10 protein-coding genes are annotated in these 16,507 nt (G+C 56.4%); 3 read left to right on the forward strand and 7 right to left on the reverse strand.

Annotation, left to right across the window (positions count from 1 at the left end):
- Positions 1–42: 42 nt before the first annotated feature.
- Positions 43–1,632: a benzoylformate decarboxylase gene (gene mdlC, locus ACMGT0_RS20190; RefSeq protein ID WP_416769487.1), complete on the reverse strand. Its 1,590-nt coding sequence runs from the start codon at positions 1,630–1,632 to the stop codon at positions 43–45.
- 189 nt (positions 1,633–1,821) lie between these two features.
- Here mdlC and ACMGT0_RS20195 point away from each other — a divergent pair, with 189 nt between their 5' ends.
- Entirely contained in the window at positions 1,822–2,769 is a 948-nt protein-coding gene (locus ACMGT0_RS20195) for a LysR family transcriptional regulator (RefSeq protein WP_416769489.1), read from the forward strand.
- A gap of 89 nt (positions 2,770–2,858) precedes the next feature.
- Here ACMGT0_RS20195 and mobH read toward each other — a convergent pair whose 3' ends face one another.
- Entirely contained in the window at positions 2,859–4,784 is a 1,926-nt protein-coding gene (gene mobH, locus ACMGT0_RS20200) for a MobH family relaxase (protein WP_416769491.1), read from the reverse strand.
- A gap of 541 nt (positions 4,785–5,325) precedes the next feature.
- Between mobH and ACMGT0_RS20205 the strand changes: the two genes are divergently transcribed.
- Both ACMGT0_RS20205 and ACMGT0_RS20210 read left to right on the forward strand, forming a co-directional pair.
- Positions 5,326–5,865, forward strand: coding sequence for a DUF3577 domain-containing protein (locus tag ACMGT0_RS20205; RefSeq protein WP_054063157.1), 540 nt, complete (start codon positions 5,326–5,328; stop codon positions 5,863–5,865).
- Between the two features lie 181 nt (positions 5,866–6,046).
- Positions 6,047–6,676 carry a hypothetical protein gene (locus tag ACMGT0_RS20210; protein WP_241494371.1) on the forward strand — a complete coding sequence of 210 codons (630 nt, stop codon included), beginning with the start codon at positions 6,047–6,049 and terminating at the stop codon, positions 6,674–6,676.
- Positions 6,677–6,821: 145 nt separating this feature from the next.
- On the opposite strand, the gene ACMGT0_RS20215 is transcribed toward ACMGT0_RS20210, so the two are convergent.
- From ACMGT0_RS20215 to ACMGT0_RS20235, 5 genes are all read right to left on the reverse strand, one after another.
- Complete coding sequence (locus ACMGT0_RS20215) at positions 6,822–8,108, reverse strand: DUF1173 family protein (RefSeq protein ID WP_416769493.1); 1,287 nt, start codon at positions 8,106–8,108, stop codon at positions 6,822–6,824.
- 220 nt (positions 8,109–8,328) lie between these two features.
- Positions 8,329–13,773: a calcium-binding protein gene (locus ACMGT0_RS20220; RefSeq protein WP_416769495.1), complete on the reverse strand. Its 5,445-nt coding sequence runs from the start codon at positions 13,771–13,773 to the stop codon at positions 8,329–8,331.
- Between the two features lie 53 nt (positions 13,774–13,826).
- Positions 13,827–14,297 carry a hypothetical protein gene (locus ACMGT0_RS20225; protein ID WP_054063158.1) on the reverse strand — a complete coding sequence of 157 codons (471 nt, stop codon included), beginning with the start codon at positions 14,295–14,297 and terminating at the stop codon, positions 13,827–13,829.
- 198 nt (positions 14,298–14,495) lie between these two features.
- Positions 14,496–15,041: a hypothetical protein gene (locus ACMGT0_RS20230; RefSeq protein ID WP_152973031.1), complete on the reverse strand. Its 546-nt coding sequence runs from the start codon at positions 15,039–15,041 to the stop codon at positions 14,496–14,498.
- Between the two features lie 40 nt (positions 15,042–15,081).
- Positions 15,082–16,506: an HlyD family type I secretion periplasmic adaptor subunit gene (locus ACMGT0_RS20235; protein ID WP_054063159.1), complete on the reverse strand. Its 1,425-nt coding sequence runs from the start codon at positions 16,504–16,506 to the stop codon at positions 15,082–15,084.
- Position 16,507 lies beyond the last annotated feature (1 nt).

The following is a 16,507-nucleotide window of genomic DNA, read 5'->3' on the forward strand; positions in this document are numbered from 1 at the left end:
TATGTCTGTGGATTGAGAGGGCCGTAATGCCCCCTCCCGCTGTCAGTGGGGTTCGATGGTGACGGTCGGTACCTCGATGACGGTGGGCTCGTTTGCATCAAGCGCGGCGCGCAATGCCGCTTCGAAGCTTTCGCGGGTGTCGGTGTGCACGGCGTTTACGCCGTAGCCCTTGGCGATGGCACAGAAATCCAGCCCGGGTACATCCAGGCCTGGGGCGTCTTCGGCCTTGAGCACGCCTGCGAACCAGCGCAATGCGCCGTAGGTGCCGTTCTTAAGAATGATGAACACCACTGGCACGCGGTATTGCGCAGCGGTCCACAAGGCGGTGATACCGTAGTTGGCAGAGCCATCACCGATCAGCGCGACCACCCGCCGCTGCGGCTGGGCCAGCTGTACGCCTACTGCTGCGGGCAATCCAAAGCCCAGTCCGCCAGCAGCCGGGAAGTAGTAGCTGCCGGGATGGCGTAGGTTCATGCGCTGCCAGAAGGCGCTGGTGGTGGAGGTCGACTCCTTGACGTAGATGGCATCTTCCGGTGCGACGGCATCGAGCACATCGAACAGGGTTTCCGGACGCAGATGACCAGGCTCGTCAGCCATCTGCTGTGGCACCGGCAGTGGCTCGGGATAGGCTCGCGAATGCAGCCTGACGCCCTCGGCCAGCGCCCGCAGGGCGACCGCGATATCACCAATCAAGGCGTCGCCCATGGGCGCACGCGCCGCTTCCTGCGGATCGGACGTGATGTGCAACAGGCGTGCCCCCACTGGCAGGTAGTCGCCTGGCGCGAACTGGTGATAACGGAATACCGGCGCCCCGACCACAACGATCAGGTCATGCCCGTCAAGCATCCTGCTGATCCCGGCAATAGCTGCCGGAAGCACGCCACGGAAGCTCGGGTGACGGGTGGGAAACGGGCAACGCGAGGCCGACGGCGCGATCCATACCGGCAAGTGCAGTTTGTCGGCCAGGGCTACGGCGGCGGCGTTGCCGAGGGTGGCGTCCACCTCGGGCCCGAGCACCAGTACCGGATTACGTGCCTGATCCAACTGCTCGATCAGCGCCTGCAACTGAGCCGCGTCGGGCGTGCCTGCGACCTGCACCTGGCGCTCGAACAGATGCTCGACACCGGGAGCGCATGGCGCGTCCCAGTCATCATAGGGAATAGAAAGGTATACCGGTGCCTTGGGCGTGGTGTTGGCGTAATGAATTGCCTGGCTGAGCGCACGCGGCACGTCCTGCGCATTGGCAGGTTCGTAGCTCCACTTGACCAGCGGCTTGGGCAGTTGCACTGCATCCACATTCGCCAGCATCGCCTCGACACCGATCATCGGCCGCACTTGCTGACCCGCGGTGATCACCAGCGGGCTGTGTGAATACCATGAATTGGTCAGTGCGCCCATGCCATTGCCGGTGCCCGCCGCGGCGTGCAGATTGACAAAAGCCGGTTTGCCGCTCGCCAATGCAAAGCCGTCGGCCATACCGACCACCGCCCCCTCATGCAGCCCGAGTACGTATTGAAAATCTTCAGGGAATGACTTCAGAAACGGCAGTTCGTTGGAGCCCGGGTTGCCGAAGATTGTGGTTATGCCGTGGCGCCGTAGCAGCGTATAGGCGGCCGAGTGGATGGTTTGCATGGGGCAGAGTTCCGCGTATGTCGTGAGGGCTTCACTCTAAGAAGCAAAAACAAATCGATCAAATAAATGATTTGCAGCCTATGTATAAATATGGATTATGTGAGCTTTGCTCAAATCCGCTGCGCGACCCAGCCACGCTGCAAGCGGCCCAGACCTGACTCGAGAACAAAAAGGAACAGGCGCACGCTCATGGCCAGCTTCGATCTGAATCTGATAACCACCTTCATCACCCTCTATGAAACCCAAAGCGTGACGGCCACAGCACAACGTCTGTTTGTCACCCAGCCGTCAGTCAGTTACGCCTTGGCAAAACTCAGAGAGCAATTTGACGACGCGTTGTTCGTGCGCAACCGCCAGGGCATGCAACCGACGCGACTGGCCACACAGCTTTACGGCGGTTTCAAGGAAGCCTCACGCTGCATCGACGCGGCGGTAGGCGAAGCGCGCAAGTTCGAACCCGGTCATTCGCGGCGTCAGTTCCGTCTGGCGCTGTCGGACCTGGGCGAGATGGCGCTATTGCCTCGGCTGATAGAACACCTGAGTACCCTGGCACCGAACATCGAACTGGAAGTGGTCCCGCTGGAAATCGACCAGGTCGGCACCTGGCTGAACGATGGCCACATCGACGCAGCCATCTGCAGCAGGAAGCTTAACGAAACCGGAATGGCCTCGCGTGTACTGATGAAAGAGCGCTATGTATTGCTGCTCGATGCAGGCCATCCACGGATTGGTGAAACCATCAACATGCAGCAGTTTCTCGCTGAGCCGCACGTGCTGGTGACTCGCACCTCCGGCCATGGCATGGCTGAAGACGCGCTGCAGCTGCTCGGCATCGAGCGCTGGATCAAACTGCGTCTGCCGCATTTTTCGGTACTGCCTCGACTGATTCCGGGCACCGATCTGCTGGGCATCCTGCCCCACCAGATTGCCCAGAGCTTTTGTGAAATGCCGCTGCCCAGGAAGCTCAAGATGCTCGAGTTGCCCTTCGATGTCCCGGCCTTTGACGTCACTCTGTATTGGCATTCACGCAGCGCCCAGTCCACTGCGCTGACCTGGTTTGTCCGCCAGGTGCAGATCGCCTTGGGCAGCGACATGGGGGCGGCGCAGGATAGCCCAGGTAGCCAAGTTGACCACTAGCAGGACCGGCAGGAGGCGAAAGCGTTGACGCTGATTCCCTACCATTTAATGCGCCAGTGCCGTTGGCGCTTTGGGGCCAGTGTGCAATCTCATTCCTTCACCCGCAGGTAAGGATTGTCATAGGGCTGCTCGCTGAAGATCAGCATCGGATCCTTGAGCAGGTAGCCCTTGATGTCGCGGGTCTTGCGAGGGCCCTTGATTTCGCAGGTCCAGACGTTCTGGCCGTCTTCGCTCTTGTGGTGGACACCCAGTTTGTCGAAGCAGCGCTGCAGCCAGCGCCAGTCGTTGGTGCCCTGCAACTTGGCGAGGTGGGCGACTTCAGGGTGTTCGTCAGTGTAGCGTTTGAAGATGCCCGGTGAGATCAGAAAGGCGGTGCCGGCCACGCTGTGCACCTTGGCCGTGGCATTGTTGATGGGAATCTTGTTGGTCAGAATGCCGTGGCGCAGCCACTTGATGAAGGCCTTGCCCAAGTCATCCGCGCTTGCGGTCGGCTGAAGTGAATGAGCCTTGGGCTTTGGGTGGGGGCTGGTCGGCTGAGGCGGTTTTGCAGGTTGCTGGGGTGCAGATGACGGCGCCTGGCGGGATGCCGGTATGGGCTCTGCCTGGGTGCTGTGCACCTCAGCCTCTTCCTCGCTCCAGGTGGTATGGGTATCGGGGCTCGGGTCGAACGCTGTGGGATCACCCAGGTCCTCTGCCCACGGTGGTTCGTCGAAATCCGGTACATCAGTGAGGTGGTGCGAGGGTACTTCCAGGGCAAAAGCGCCCTGGACAGGCGGCTGTCGGCTCTGTGATGGATCTTGGGGGGATGCGCTGTTCTCTGCGATAGGTTGCAGGTCTGAAGCGGGCGGTACACCCTCCTCGCCTGCTTCAGAGTCCAACTCAATGGTCACCGAGCCTGCGAAGACCGGCGGCCGCTGCTCGGTGTCCCAGATCAGCGCCGGTGCGACCTTGAAGAAGGTCAGAGTCTTTCTCCATTTGCCGTTCTGGATCGTGACGTTCCAGATCGCCTTTCCGTGTGCATTGGGCAGGATCAGCGAGTTGTCCTGCATGATGTCGAACAGCGTCGCATTCGAGGACGGAACACCGTCGGTGCCTTGGGACAGCAAGTGGGCCCGCAGCCGATCGGCGACGGTTTTGCTGACCAGCCAGAGGGCATCCTCGGTCAGCCAGCCGTCGGAGGCACGTGTCTGGTTGATTTTCAATTGCTCGGTGACCAGAAAACGCAGGCCCTCCACCAGTCGACGCTGCAGGGATGATTTCGGGGCGGCCAGGGCTTTGGAGGGGTCGCCGCCCAGCTCCTTGGCGACCGAGGCCTGATCAGCCTGCACGACCAGTTCACCCAGAATGCCGGCGTGCTCGTATTGTCCGGCCAGGACATAGAGCAGCGCAGTCCAGGGCTCACGGTAGGTGATCAGCCAGTCGAGGGTTGATTCGGGCAGGATACGGGTCAACAAAATGCCCGCAGCGGCGCCATGGAGCTTGTACTCCCGGCCTTTGACGTACTTGAAGCGATAGGGTTTGTTGAGGGGGCCTTTCCAGGGATGCCACCAGGTGCCGTTGGACAATTGCACCTCAACATCGACGATGATTTTGCCCATGTCGTGCAGCAGCGCGGCGTAAGCGATCACCAAGGTCCAGGCCTCGGTCTGGGAGGCCTGGGCTTCAGCACCAGCGCCGGCGGGCAACAGGTGCGATTGACGCAGTTTCAGGGCGTACACCACGATTTCCAGGCCATGGTCGAGCATGCCGCCCAGGTAGGCATGGTGGTGATTCTCCGAAGCGGGCAGTTGCTGGACCAGCTCGGCGTAGCGTTCGATGGGGTACTGATAGAGATCGGCGAACTGCTGGCGCGACAGGGAGGTGAGCTGCCAGATCTGCGCCATGAGTTTCTTGCGGCGCGGAGTCGAGAGCAGTTCGCTGGCCGACTGAGGCGTGGTGTATTGGGCCGGTGGTTCATCATCTTCGTCTGTGGTGGGGTTTGCGGCCTTTTTTCTCAGCATCCAGCGCCAGAGCATGCAGTCTCGTCCATGTGTGTCGTCGTGGAAAGCGCTCCCTTTGGGGGGATCAGCAACCTTTTCGGGCAGGCCTTTTACCCTTCGTTTTGTTTCCCTTGTGGGCCTTTCCCTTTGCCCATTTCTCCCCTTTTTCCCTTTGCGTTATGACCCTTTCGGCGCGGGCGATTCGAGGGGAAAACGGGATGCAATTGGGCGTGTTTTGCGACGTAACGGCCGTTGACTTCTGCGGTTCGTACCGGGACCTACGAAGTGAGTTCTCCTACAGCGGTTGTCGAAGAAGAGGACTGGACCGGCCCTGGCGACTTTTCCATGCTTGAAGCGTGTTCAGCTGACATTGTCGGCGACATTGTTAGGTAGCCACGATCTGAGAGGTTGCTCCGTGCCAGTCGCGGGATCGAATGAAGACCGCTGAAGCGTTCAGAGATGCGGTCACTCCCCAGACGTGCTGGTGAGCGAACGCATGCTGAATAACCCATGGGGGAAGTCACTTCCCCTTTGGGGCAAGTGCTTCCCCTTTATCGTATTGAGTAAGGAGAAGCACATGAGTGAAAGCAACATAGAAGAAAAGAGATACTTCAATTACTACATACACGGCATTGGCTACCTCAACAATGTCCGTACCATCTCACCACCCAACAAGACGCCCTATCTGGTGGTGAAGATTGCCGCGATACAAGGTCCCGAAGGAGACCACAGTTACACCTACTTCGATTGCCGGGTGACTGGTAACGCAGCCAAGGAGATCATCAAGCTGTGCGCTCGACCTATCAATACGGGAGAAACCGTCTTCGTGCGGTTCGTCCTTAGTAATCTTTGGGTCATGCCCTTCATCTACCCAACAGGTGATAAAGAGGGACAGCTTGGATCGAGTATCAGGGCAGACCTGATTTCGATCAAAAACATGATCATTAATGGCGAGATGATCTACACCGCGCCGGACAAGAAAGCAGAAGCTGGCTCGGAGTCATCGACACAAGCTGAAAACGCTGAACCAACGGATCCAAGCGATCCTCCTGATAACCCAGGGCCCTCTGGGGCTTGTGCTTTACCTCCCACGACAGACGCTGAACAAGCGGTCTGATCGTTCATTCAACCAAGGCGCTCACATGGGCGCCTTACTCACACACAGGCATACCGTCCCTTGGGAAGGCATGTCTGCGTAAAACGGCGCTGCTAAAGCGCTGATCTGAAACGACCCATGCGGGGAACACTCCCCGCAAGGGCGAGGTGTCTCTGCGCGATGGGATATTCCGGAGAGCTCCATGATGTTTGAAGAACCAACCGAGCAACAGGCTCAGCTAATCAAATGGCCTATCGTTATCTCCGATAACGCTTGGCAAGCCATGAACCTGGAAGGCCATGCCACATCGGCGCAGATGCTTGAGCGCAGGAATGACACGATCTATATGGCGCTGGAGGCCCTTGCTCTATGCACCTCACCCGAGGTTCAGGAGTTCTATGATATTGAGGTGCCTTGTGTGGTCACCACGGGTGATCCGCTCGAAGATCACTGGTTGCAACTGCGTGTTGTCGTGGTGCGCAAACAGGGTGAGCCCAGAGGCTTGAAGATCATGCTCAGGGATGAGGTTTTTGATCCTGAACAACCTATACCTGGGATATTTTTCCAACCAGGCCGCTTCGTGCAATCAAAAGGTGTGCATGCCTTAGTGAAACAAAAACTGCTGGACCCATCGGTCTACCTCAGTCGCCACCTGGTAGGTGATTGGGGAGATCTGGACGATGAGGACAAACAAAGCAACAAACAGGCTCTGGAGCACGGTCTACGTTTGTTGTCCGCGTACAAGATAGACGCCGCAGGAGAAGACAAGCTCTGGATCATCACTGAAGCGGACAGAAGCTGCACCACGCTGCTCTTGCCGTCGGAGTACTGATTCCACCCTGCCCCTGCCTAGCGGGGGCTTCTAAACCGTCTACTGGCCCCTGGGGCGAGTAGGCGGTTTCTTGTTTGTGCCGGCAGCATCCCGCCATCGCGCGATCGTTCACTCTGCGCCAGATCTGCAGGACGCATATCGGTGACTACCAGCGTTTGGATACCGGCAACGCAGGAATCAGGTCGATATCATCGCTCTGTGCCGCCTCCCAACGCCACCACCCTTCAGGGCCATAGACCCGGTTGTACCACTGGGTCTTGCGAGCCTTTTGCGCGAGGTATTCAGGGGTGTCCATCCCGAAGACCTCCAGGGGGAAGTCTCGCTTCATGTCCAGGAGCCAGAAGTCGGGGAAGAACTCGCACTCTGCTGCGTCATAGCGCAGGGGCTTCTCGAAGCTGCGGCCGGCGGCAGCCAGTTCCGACTCAAGGATGGACTCGTATGCGGAGTCCACGGGGATCCAGCGCTTGCTGATGTGCATCAGGGCCAGGTCCGTCACCCCCGCCCATAGCTGGTTCTTGTCAGCCTCAATATTGAGTTGAGCCAAGACCATGATGCGCTCGCCCCGCCTCCAGGCCGCCACCTCGACAGGGAAACGTTTCTGGGCGTCCTCCCAGATCTCGTGGTCCATGCTCAGGTGCGGAATGCCATAGGGGCCTGCCACGGGGAGCTTGGTCATCGAGCCATCGTGCTTACGGGCGTCAAAGTGCGCCAGCGGGGAGATCACCAAGGCCCTGCGCCCAGCCTTGCTTGTCCGTTGCGCGACGGCCATGTTGGTCGCCTCGGCACGCGAGCGTGGTGTCGCACACACCATCAGCACCTCGTGAAGCATCACGTGGCCAGCCTGGATGCGGCGGGCCGTTTTGCGCAGCAGGCCATGGACCTGTCCGCTGTTGCGTTTGCCCTCCATGGTGGGGTACCAGATGCTCAGTCGGGCTTCCTGCCAGAGCAGGCAGAGCAACCCCAGGAGCGTCATGGCACGTTTGCGTGGGCTGCTGGTGTTCAGGGTGAGGCGCTCGCCCTGTAGGCTGCTCGCTCTAGCGGGCAGCTCGACCAGGCCGCGGGCCAGCCGGACACGCAGGGTGCCGTCGCCAGTTTCCTCGATCACGCCCACCTCATAGCCCTGCATGCCGGAGCGTTCAGGAGCGGGAGCGTAGAAGCGACATTCGTTGGCGTGCTCAGGTCCTGTGCCAGCGAACCGCGCCAGGTGAAAACCATCGGTGTCCTCACGGCGCTTGATAGCCAACTTGCGCTCGCCCTTGCCTGGGCACCGGCAGATGGCATGGGTGCGTCCGTAGGCTTTTTCGAGAACGGCCTTCCAGGCGCTGGCGAACGCCTCCTGCGTCTGGAAAACCGTCGAGAAGGGTTTGCCGTCGATGACGACGGGGAATCGCTCATACACCATGCGCAGGCACTCCTTGCCTTGGTACGTCATACAGCGGAGGCTGCTGGTTGACTGTACCCTTGCTAAGGAGAGGTTCGAACTGCCTAGGCGTTACAAGGTGTTTTACATGGACGTACCTGAAAGATTGAGCCACTCCATGCCCCGACCCAACTGGCAGGGCATGAAGTGGCTTATAAGAACGAACGGCAATTTCAAGACCTGCTCAAACGACCGAGAACCAGAGGTACTCAGCCGCCATTGCTGTAGGCACTTAGCTCGCGTTTGAAACAATCACAGCGTCGAGCTGAGACGCTTGGTTTACGGCAAAACTTGACAGACTGCCTGCCTGAACGCCAAAGCCCGCCATAGCGTCAATCAGAATGTTGGTCTGCCTCTCCATATCTGCATCTCCGCTCAAGCTTGAAACCTGGCTGCCGCCATCATTCGCCTTCGCCATGGCGGTAACAGCGCTAATGGTCATAGTGCTCGCTTGGGCGTCCGCCGTTAGTTTCTCCTGGGACCATTGGGTACCATCTGCAAACTCGACACGGCTCAACTGGTGGTAGTTGCTGTAGCCATAGGCGGTCGCAAACCAGTTCGCGATCGTCACTCGATCCTCACCGTTGATGTGCTGCAACACCAGGCTCGTACCGTCACGACTCACCTGGATATCAGACGCTTTAATACCGGCGCCGAATTGCAGTACGTCTGTGGTCCACATCGACTCCACGTCAGAGATCGTGTCCTGACCGTCCCCCAGTTCAAAGAGGTAGGTGTCGCTGCCAGTGGCGCCAATCAGCAGATCGTTACCTACACCACCGGACAGGATGTCGTTGCCATAGCCACCACTCAGTGTGTCGTCGCCTGCGCCACCACTGAGGATGTCGTTGCCGTTACCACCGTCGAGCGTGTCGTTGCCCGCGCCCCCATTGAGCGTGTCATCGCCCTCCCCACCATCCAGCGTATCGTTACCATTCCCGCCTTCGAGCACATCGTGGCCCTGTCCACCGTAGAGCTTGTCGTCGCCGTTACCGCCTTCCAGGCGGTCATCGCCGCCAAGACCACTGAGCGTATCGTTGCCCCCCAGGCCACGCAGGTCATCGTTACCATTGTCCAGACCAGTGAGGGTGTCATCTCCCTCGGTGCCGTAAGTCGTCAGAACTGCGGCCGTGAGCTGTTGCTGGCTCCACACGGTTCCATCGGCAAACTCGACACGGCTCAACTGGTAGTAGTTGCTGTAGCCGTAGGCGTTCAGGAACCAGTTCGCGATCGTGACCCGATCCTGGCCATTGCTGTGTTGCAGCACCAGATTCACGCCGTCTCGAATCACCTGGATATCCGACGCCTTGATGCCCGAGCCAAAACGCAACACGTCTGTGGTCCACATCGACTCCACATCAGAGATCGTGTCCTGACCATCCCCCAGTTCAAAGAGGTAGGTGTCGCTGCCAGTGGCGCCAATCAGCAGATCGTTACCTACACCACCGGACAGGATGTCGTTGCCATAGCCACCGTTCAGTGTGTCGTCGCCTGCGCCACCACTGAGGGTGTCGTTGCCGTTACCACCGTCGAGCGTGTCGTTGCCCGCGCCCCCATTGAGCGTGTCATCGCCCTCCCCACCATCCAGCGTATCGTTACCATTACCGCCTTCGAGCACATCGTGGCCCTGGCCACCGTAGAGCTTGTCGTCGCCGTCACCGCCTTCCAGGCGGTCATCGCCGCCAAGACCACTGAGCGTATCGTTGCCCCCCAGGCCACGCAGGTCATCGTTACCATTGTCCAGACCAGTGAGGGTGTCATCTCCCTCGGTGCCGTAAGTCGTCAGAACTGCGGCCGTGAGCTGTTGCTGGCTCCACACGGTTCCATCGGCAAACTCGACACGGCTCAACTGGTAGTAGTTGCTGTAGCCGTAGGCGTTCAGGAACCAGTTCGCGATCGTCACTCGATCCTGGCCATTGCTGTGTTGCAGCACCAGATTCACGCCGTCTCGAATCACCTGGATATCCGACGCCTTGATGCCCGAGCCAAAACGCAACACGTCTGTGGTCCACATCGACTCCACATCAGAGATCGTGTCCTGACCATCCCCCAGTTCAAAGAGGTAGGTGTCGCTGCCAGTGGCGCCAATCAGCAGATCGTTACCTACACCACCGGACAGGATGTCGTTGCCATAGCCACCGTTCAGTGTGTCGTCGCCTGCGCCACCACTGAGGGTGTCGTTGCCGTTACCACCGTCGAGCGTGTCGTTGCCCGCGCCCCCATTGAGCGTGTCATCGCCCTCTCCACCATCCAGCGTATCGTTACCATTACCGCCTTCGAGCACATCGTGGCCCTGGCCACCGTAGAGCTTGTCGTCGCCGTTACCGCCTTCCAGGCGGTCATCGCCGCCAAGACCACTGAGCGTATCGTTGCCCCCCAGGCCACGCAGGTCATCGTTACCATTGTCCAGACCAGTGAGGGTGTCATCTCCCTCGGTGCCGTAAGTCGTCAGAACTGCGGCCGTGAGCTGTTGCTGGCTCCACACGGTTCCATCGGCAAACTCGACACGGCTCAACTGGTAGTAGTTGCTGTAGCCGTAGGCGTTCAGGAACCAGTTCGCGATCGTCACTCGATCCTGGCCATTGCTGTGTTGCAGCACCAGATTCACGCCGTCTCGAATCACCTGGATATCCGACGCCTTGATGCCCGAGCCAAAACGCAACACGTCTGTGGTCCACATCGACTCCACATCAGAGATCGTGTCCTGACCGTCCCCCAGTTCAAAGAGGTAGGTGTCGCTGCCAGTGGCGCCAATCAGCAGATCGTTACCTACACCACCGGACAGGATGTCGTTGCCATAGCCACCACTCAGTGTGTCGTCGCCTGCGCCACCACTGAGGGTGTCGTTGCCGTTACCACCGTCGAGCGTGTCGTTGCCCGCGCCCCCATTGAGCGTGTCATCGCCCTCTCCCCCATCCAGCGTATCGTTACCATTACCGCCTTCGAGCACATCGTGGCCCTGGCCACCGTAGAGCTTGTCGTCGCCGTCACCGCCTTCCAGGCGGTCATCGCCACTCAGGCCGTGAAGAGAGTCGTTTCCTCCCAGGCCCCTAAGGTCGTCATTAACCTGATCCATACCAGTGAGTGTGTCGTCATCTCCCGTGCCGTAAGTCGTGATCACGGCAGCAGTTAGCTCTTGCTGTCCCCAGACAGTTCCATCCGCGAACTCAATACGGCTCAACTGTGAGTAGTTGCTGAAGCTATAGGCCGTTAGGAGCCAGTTCATGATCGTGACACGGTCTTGACCATTAATGTGCTGCAGCACCAGATTCGCACCGTCTCGACTGACCTGGATGTCCGAAGCCTTGATGCCAGCACCGAAACGCAACACGTCGGTGCTCCACATGGACTCTGCTTCATAGATAGTGTCCTGACCATCCCCCAGATCAAAGAGGTAGGTGTCGCTGCCAGTGGAGCCTATCAACACATCGTTACCGGTGCCGCCTGACAGGATGTCGATACCATACCCACCATTGAGCGTATCGTCGCCTAAGCCTCCGTTGAGAGTATCGTTACCCTCACCACCGTCCATGTTGTCGTTACCCGCACCGCCGATCAGCGTATCGTTTCCAGCACCTCCGGTTAGGCTATCGTTGCCCTCGCCGCCATCAAGCTGGTCATTGCCCGAACCACCAATGAGCGTGTCATCGCCACCCATCCCGTTTAAAACACTGTAGTAACCATCGATGCTGGTAATCTTGTCATTCGCTTCTGAGCCGACAACATCAAGTTTCCCATCTTTAAGCCACAACCCCACTTCAGAAATAATCTGATTTTTTACTTCTCCGGACAGCAAAGGGCTTTGGATCAGGTCCTGAAACTCCTCGAAGGCGTTAGTCAACGATACGGCGGATCGTTCCAGAAAAATCGCTTTGAGAGGAGACCAGTCCATACTCAGCGTTCCGCCTTCGAGCTTCATTTCGACGCTATCGATGTACGGTTTTAGGCGAGTCTGAAAAAGCAAGCCGACATAGACGGACCGACGTAACTCTTCGTATGCACGGTTGACAAAAGATGCCTGGGTTCCATCTATTCCCAGATTCGCTTCCGTAACAGTCGCCTTTCCATCTTGGGAAGAGATCAAACCAAGCCCATGAAGTGTTCCGAAAGTCATTGACAGCTGGTAGTAATTATTAACAACCACTCCAAAATTAAAGTTAAAGAAATTCTGAGAATTGAAGACTTCCAGTACCTTTATTCGTTCCAAAAGCTGCCGAGCGCCCTGCTGAGCAAGTGTGGGCGGTGCGCCACTTACATCCCATGAGTATTGAAAGCGAACGTCTAAGCCAGCCGTATCGAGTGCATCAATACGCTTGTCAAAGGTGGCATAGTTGGCACTTTTTGCCCAATCTGCAAGTAACTGGTCAATCAAACCAAGCTGCTCATCACGACTGTGCGCCTGACTGTAGGCCAACAATGTGGTTTTCAACTGATCATCCTGCATTGATGCCTCACGCAGATCGCGCACTGCACCAGAGCCAGTCATATTAGGCAAAGCCTTGACTGTCTCATCTAAAGGGATCTTGTCAGTAAACTCTCGATAGAACGGATTGGACGCCAGGTCCAGATTTGCAGCGAGGCTCTGATTGCCATTTACCGTGCCAGTATGTCCATCAGCAAAAGTAAAAGCACCGGTAGCACTGATGATATTGCCATTTGAGTTTTTATTAGAATCAGTCGATGCCAGATTTATCGACTGAATATGTAATTCATTCAGGCTTTTTAGCTCACCGGCTTGCGAGATACCATCTTGATTTTTATCTTGCCAGACAAGGACATTTTTGAACTCGGCATCTTGGGCATCGAACACACCGTCGCCGTTACTGTCCAAGTCACTTAGGGCATCAAAACCATTGCGAGCTTTCGCGCCATCTGACTTGACTGTATCGACACCAAACAGCTCACGCCCACTATCGATCAGTCCATTACCATTTCGATCAAGGACCAAGAACCCATCATCGCCCTTTACCCATCCAGTACCAGTCTTAACGCCATCACCATCGAAATCGAATGTAATACCGGTATCTGCAGAGGCCGTCTCGATTCCATCACCATCTAGATCTAGCGTAAGCGGATCAGCTCGCGGGACGAAATTTAGCGCTCCAACAAAGGAGTCGTTCACCCCACTACTTACTTCACTGCCCCCTCCAAGGCTAGATGCAAGCATGGATTTCACGCTCTTAGAGATCCAGTCATAGCCTGCACCCAAAGCCTCCTCAATAACTTCTTCAGTTGACCGTCCGGCTGACGCAAGATCTTCTATTACCTTAGCAACATCGATGTCAGGGTAAAGATCGCGCAAACCATCTGCCAGCCCATCGATATTCTCCGGTTCGGAAAGCCAATCTGACACTTCCTTTAGAACATCACTGAGCTCATCTCTTGACAACATCAACCCAAGCACAGCACTGACAATGGCGACCGGAACAGAGGCTTCAAGGACAATCGCAAATGCAGCCACGGTACCAATAATGGCCCCTGTGGCCCCCAAGATATCTTTACCAGATATGGAACCTTCGCTACCACCTTTTATTAATACACCTCCCTGCCAAATCAAATTAGAAAGCTGCAGGCCGGGGTTTTTTGCAAAAATTGCTGAAATCAGACCAAAAGAATTCGTCACACCTTCAAAAACAGTCTTTGAATCAATCAGGTCATCACCAGACTTGTTGATCATCAAGGCATCTATTAAATCTTCAAATAACTTTGTTCTCGCCACACCCAATTACCTCAAGGCAAAATTCTTTTAATAAAAACAACAACACCAAAGAAAATCAAAACCACAGAGTAGCTTCGTGCTGCCCGCACAAAACATGAGACCTTTTCCGAGAAAGGAATAACCTCAAATAACTCAGAGAACTTCACCTTCCCCATCCCTTTATCGAATTTCTCAAGATACAACTCCTGCATATACCCATAGAAAAAGATCAAGAAAAACAACAATAAACAAGCGAGATCTTTAACTCGATCACGCAAACTAACCGGAGGACCAATAGGCAGAACAAAATATAATACAAGGCTAGCAACAATCAGAAGCAAACCAAATACCGGCAGTACAGTGCCCCCCTTCTTCCGCGCCCTAAGATTCCCCATCAAATCATAAGGTTTGAATTTTTTATCCACATCAAATCTAGCCTCAATCCCAGAAGCATAGTAAGGCAAGAACAGAAGAAACCCCAAAAACATAACCAAAAAACTCATTTAAAAACCTCCACCCGCACTAGGAAATTAACCGCTAGCCAAGCAACACCACAGTCCATTTAAATAATATTTTCATCACCCCTTATCCTTGAGCAGACGAATGAAAATAAGTTTCAGGGTATGCTTCAACAGACCGAAGACGACTCAACCCACCCAACAGCGAGGCACTCATTTCCAATAAGACCATCATTCACTCCATTAATTTCCAATGGCTACTCTTGAAGTCAACACACCCAACACAAAATCATCAATGACCTTGAAATTCACATACCCCTTTGAAAATTGATAAAGAATTTCTAATCCCTGAAACGCCCGATTACCCTCACTAACATCCCCTCCACCAACATACACCCGCTGACCATCTACGCCCTTGAACCTAAATAGCTTCCTATCACCTGCCTCATAAAACTCAACACCGTCAACACTGGAAGCTAACGACATGTATTTAATACTTACATCACCACGTACCAAATCGCTCGAAATCTTGCGTACACGATCAACAACCACAGAGCCATCAATAGCCCTACCACTCAACACTTCACCACCTGGATAATTAACATAGAACGTCAAAACAGCCCCATTGAATCTAGCTTTTTTGCACTCCGCACCCGCCCCGTTGAACACCACCTTCGGGCCACTATCAAAGTAAAAATCACAGCTACCAAACGCCTTCGAGCCACACAAAAAAATGGCAGCCGTTAAGAGAAGCGGAGAGAACAATTTTGATCGCGCACACTTATCCATTCGCATTAAACTCCCATCGGAGAAAACCGGCACAGCGCGATTATCGCTCGCTCAAACTTGAACTCGCATAGGCCTCCAGAGGACTCAAGAAGTACTCGATCACGCGTCGCTTATCCGTCTTCGCCTCCGCCGTCACCGACATGCCGGGAGACAGCAAAACCTCTTTCCCTTGCACATTGACCTTATCCTTGAGCAGTCGAATACGGCTGCTATAGATCGGCCCGCGTTTCTCGTCCTCAATGGCATCGCTGGAAACGCTCACCACCTCACCATCGACTGTGCCGTACTTGGTGAAAGTGAAGGTCTCAACCTTCACGGTGACCGGCTGCCCAGGCCGCACAAAGCCAATGTCCTTGTTCTCGAACATCGCCTCGACCTCAACTGGCTGGTCACTTGGAGCAATGACCATCAGCGGCTGCGCCGCGGTCACCACGCCGCCAATGGTGTGCACCGCCAATTGCTGAACGGTACCGTCCACAGGAGCGGTCAGGCTCATCAGATGATCGCGCTGCTCGGCCTTGTTGAGTTCCTGGGTGAGTGACGCCGCCTTCTGTTCCGACTGCTGTTGCAGGTCCAGCATCGTGCGCCGCGTTTGGGCCAGCAGTACTGACCGCCTGCGCTCGGCTTCTTTTTTCGAGGCCTCGACTTCGGCGAGGCGCGATTGCTGCACGGCCATGTCCCTCTCCTGGTCCAAAAGAGCCTGCTGCTTTTCCAGGTAGGCGTGACGGGGCACGTACTGCTGCTCCAGCATCTGCTGGTAGTCCTCAGCCAGACGACGGGCGATCGGCAACGTTTTGTGCAAGGACGCCAGCGTTGCCTTGGTGGACTGTATCTCGGCGGACCGCTGTTCGATTTCTGCGTCGATCTGTTCCATCGAGCTGCGCAGTTCTAGGTATTGCCCCTGTAACCAGCGCTGGGCCGCCAGCTCTTGCTCAGGAGCCGCCTGAGGGATGCGCCCAACAAGTGAGCCAGGTTCCTTGCCGGTCTGAATGGCTTCGATCAGGGCTGTCGCACGTGCGGTGTCCACCTGGGCAGCAAGCAACTCGCTCTGCAAGCGTTTGATGTCAGCTCCGGTGGCACTGGTGTCCAACTCGACCAGCACCTCCCCGGCCTTCACAGCCTGCCCGTCGTGCACCTTGATCGATTTGACGACAGCAACCTCACTGGGTTGGATGGTCTTGCTCTTACCGCTGGCAACCACCTTCCCGGTGGCGGTGGCAACAACATCAATCTGGCCAAAAATGGACCAGAGCAAAGCCAGCAGCGCAAACAACATGATGACCCACTGGATGTAACGAGGCGCGGGGTGAACGGGCTGATCCTGTAGCGCCAACGCCGCCGGTAGAAACTGCACCTCATGGGGCAGGCGTTTGGGTGCATCCATCGACTTGCGCTGCGCCCACGCCTGTTTCCAGACACGACAATACCGTCGAAACAGCTCACGACCTGCTGAAGCTTGGCTCATG

The sequence above is a fragment of the Pseudomonas sp. RHF3.3-3 genome (genome assembly GCF_048069595.1).
GTDB classification, from domain to species: Bacteria; Pseudomonadota; Gammaproteobacteria; order Pseudomonadales; family Pseudomonadaceae; genus Aquipseudomonas; species Aquipseudomonas fuscovaginae_B.

What these genes read in the sequence shown, in the direction of transcription:
- ACMGT0_RS20210 (WP_241494371.1), top strand. Translation starts at nt 6,047, where the DNA reads ATGATGTTTGAAGAACCAACCGAGCAACAGGCTCAGCTAATCAAATGG.
- ACMGT0_RS20195 (WP_416769489.1), top strand. Translation starts at nt 1,822, where the DNA reads ATGGCCAGCTTCGATCTGAATCTGATAACCACCTTCATCACCCTCTAT.
- mobH (WP_416769491.1), bottom strand. Translation starts at nt 4,784, where the DNA reads ATGCTCTGGCGCTGGATGCTGAGAAAAAAGGCCGCAAACCCCACCACA.
- ACMGT0_RS20215 (WP_416769493.1), bottom strand. Translation starts at nt 8,108, where the DNA reads ATGACGTACCAAGGCAAGGAGTGCCTGCGCATGGTGTATGAGCGATTC.
- ACMGT0_RS20235 (WP_054063159.1), bottom strand. Translation starts at nt 16,506, where the DNA reads ATGAGCCAAGCTTCAGCAGGTCGTGAGCTGTTTCGACGGTATTGTCGT.
- mdlC (WP_416769487.1), bottom strand. Translation starts at nt 1,632, where the DNA reads ATGCAAACCATCCACTCGGCCGCCTATACGCTGCTACGGCGCCACGGC.
- ACMGT0_RS20230 (WP_152973031.1), bottom strand. Translation starts at nt 15,041, where the DNA reads ATGGATAAGTGTGCGCGATCAAAATTGTTCTCTCCGCTTCTCTTAACG.
- ACMGT0_RS20225 (WP_054063158.1), bottom strand. Translation starts at nt 14,297, where the DNA reads ATGAGTTTTTTGGTTATGTTTTTGGGGTTTCTTCTGTTCTTGCCTTAC.
- ACMGT0_RS20220 (WP_416769495.1), bottom strand. Translation starts at nt 13,773, where the DNA reads ATGATCAACAAGTCTGGTGATGACCTGATTGATTCAAAGACTGTTTTT.
- ACMGT0_RS20205 (WP_054063157.1), top strand. Translation starts at nt 5,326, where the DNA reads ATGAGTGAAAGCAACATAGAAGAAAAGAGATACTTCAATTACTACATA.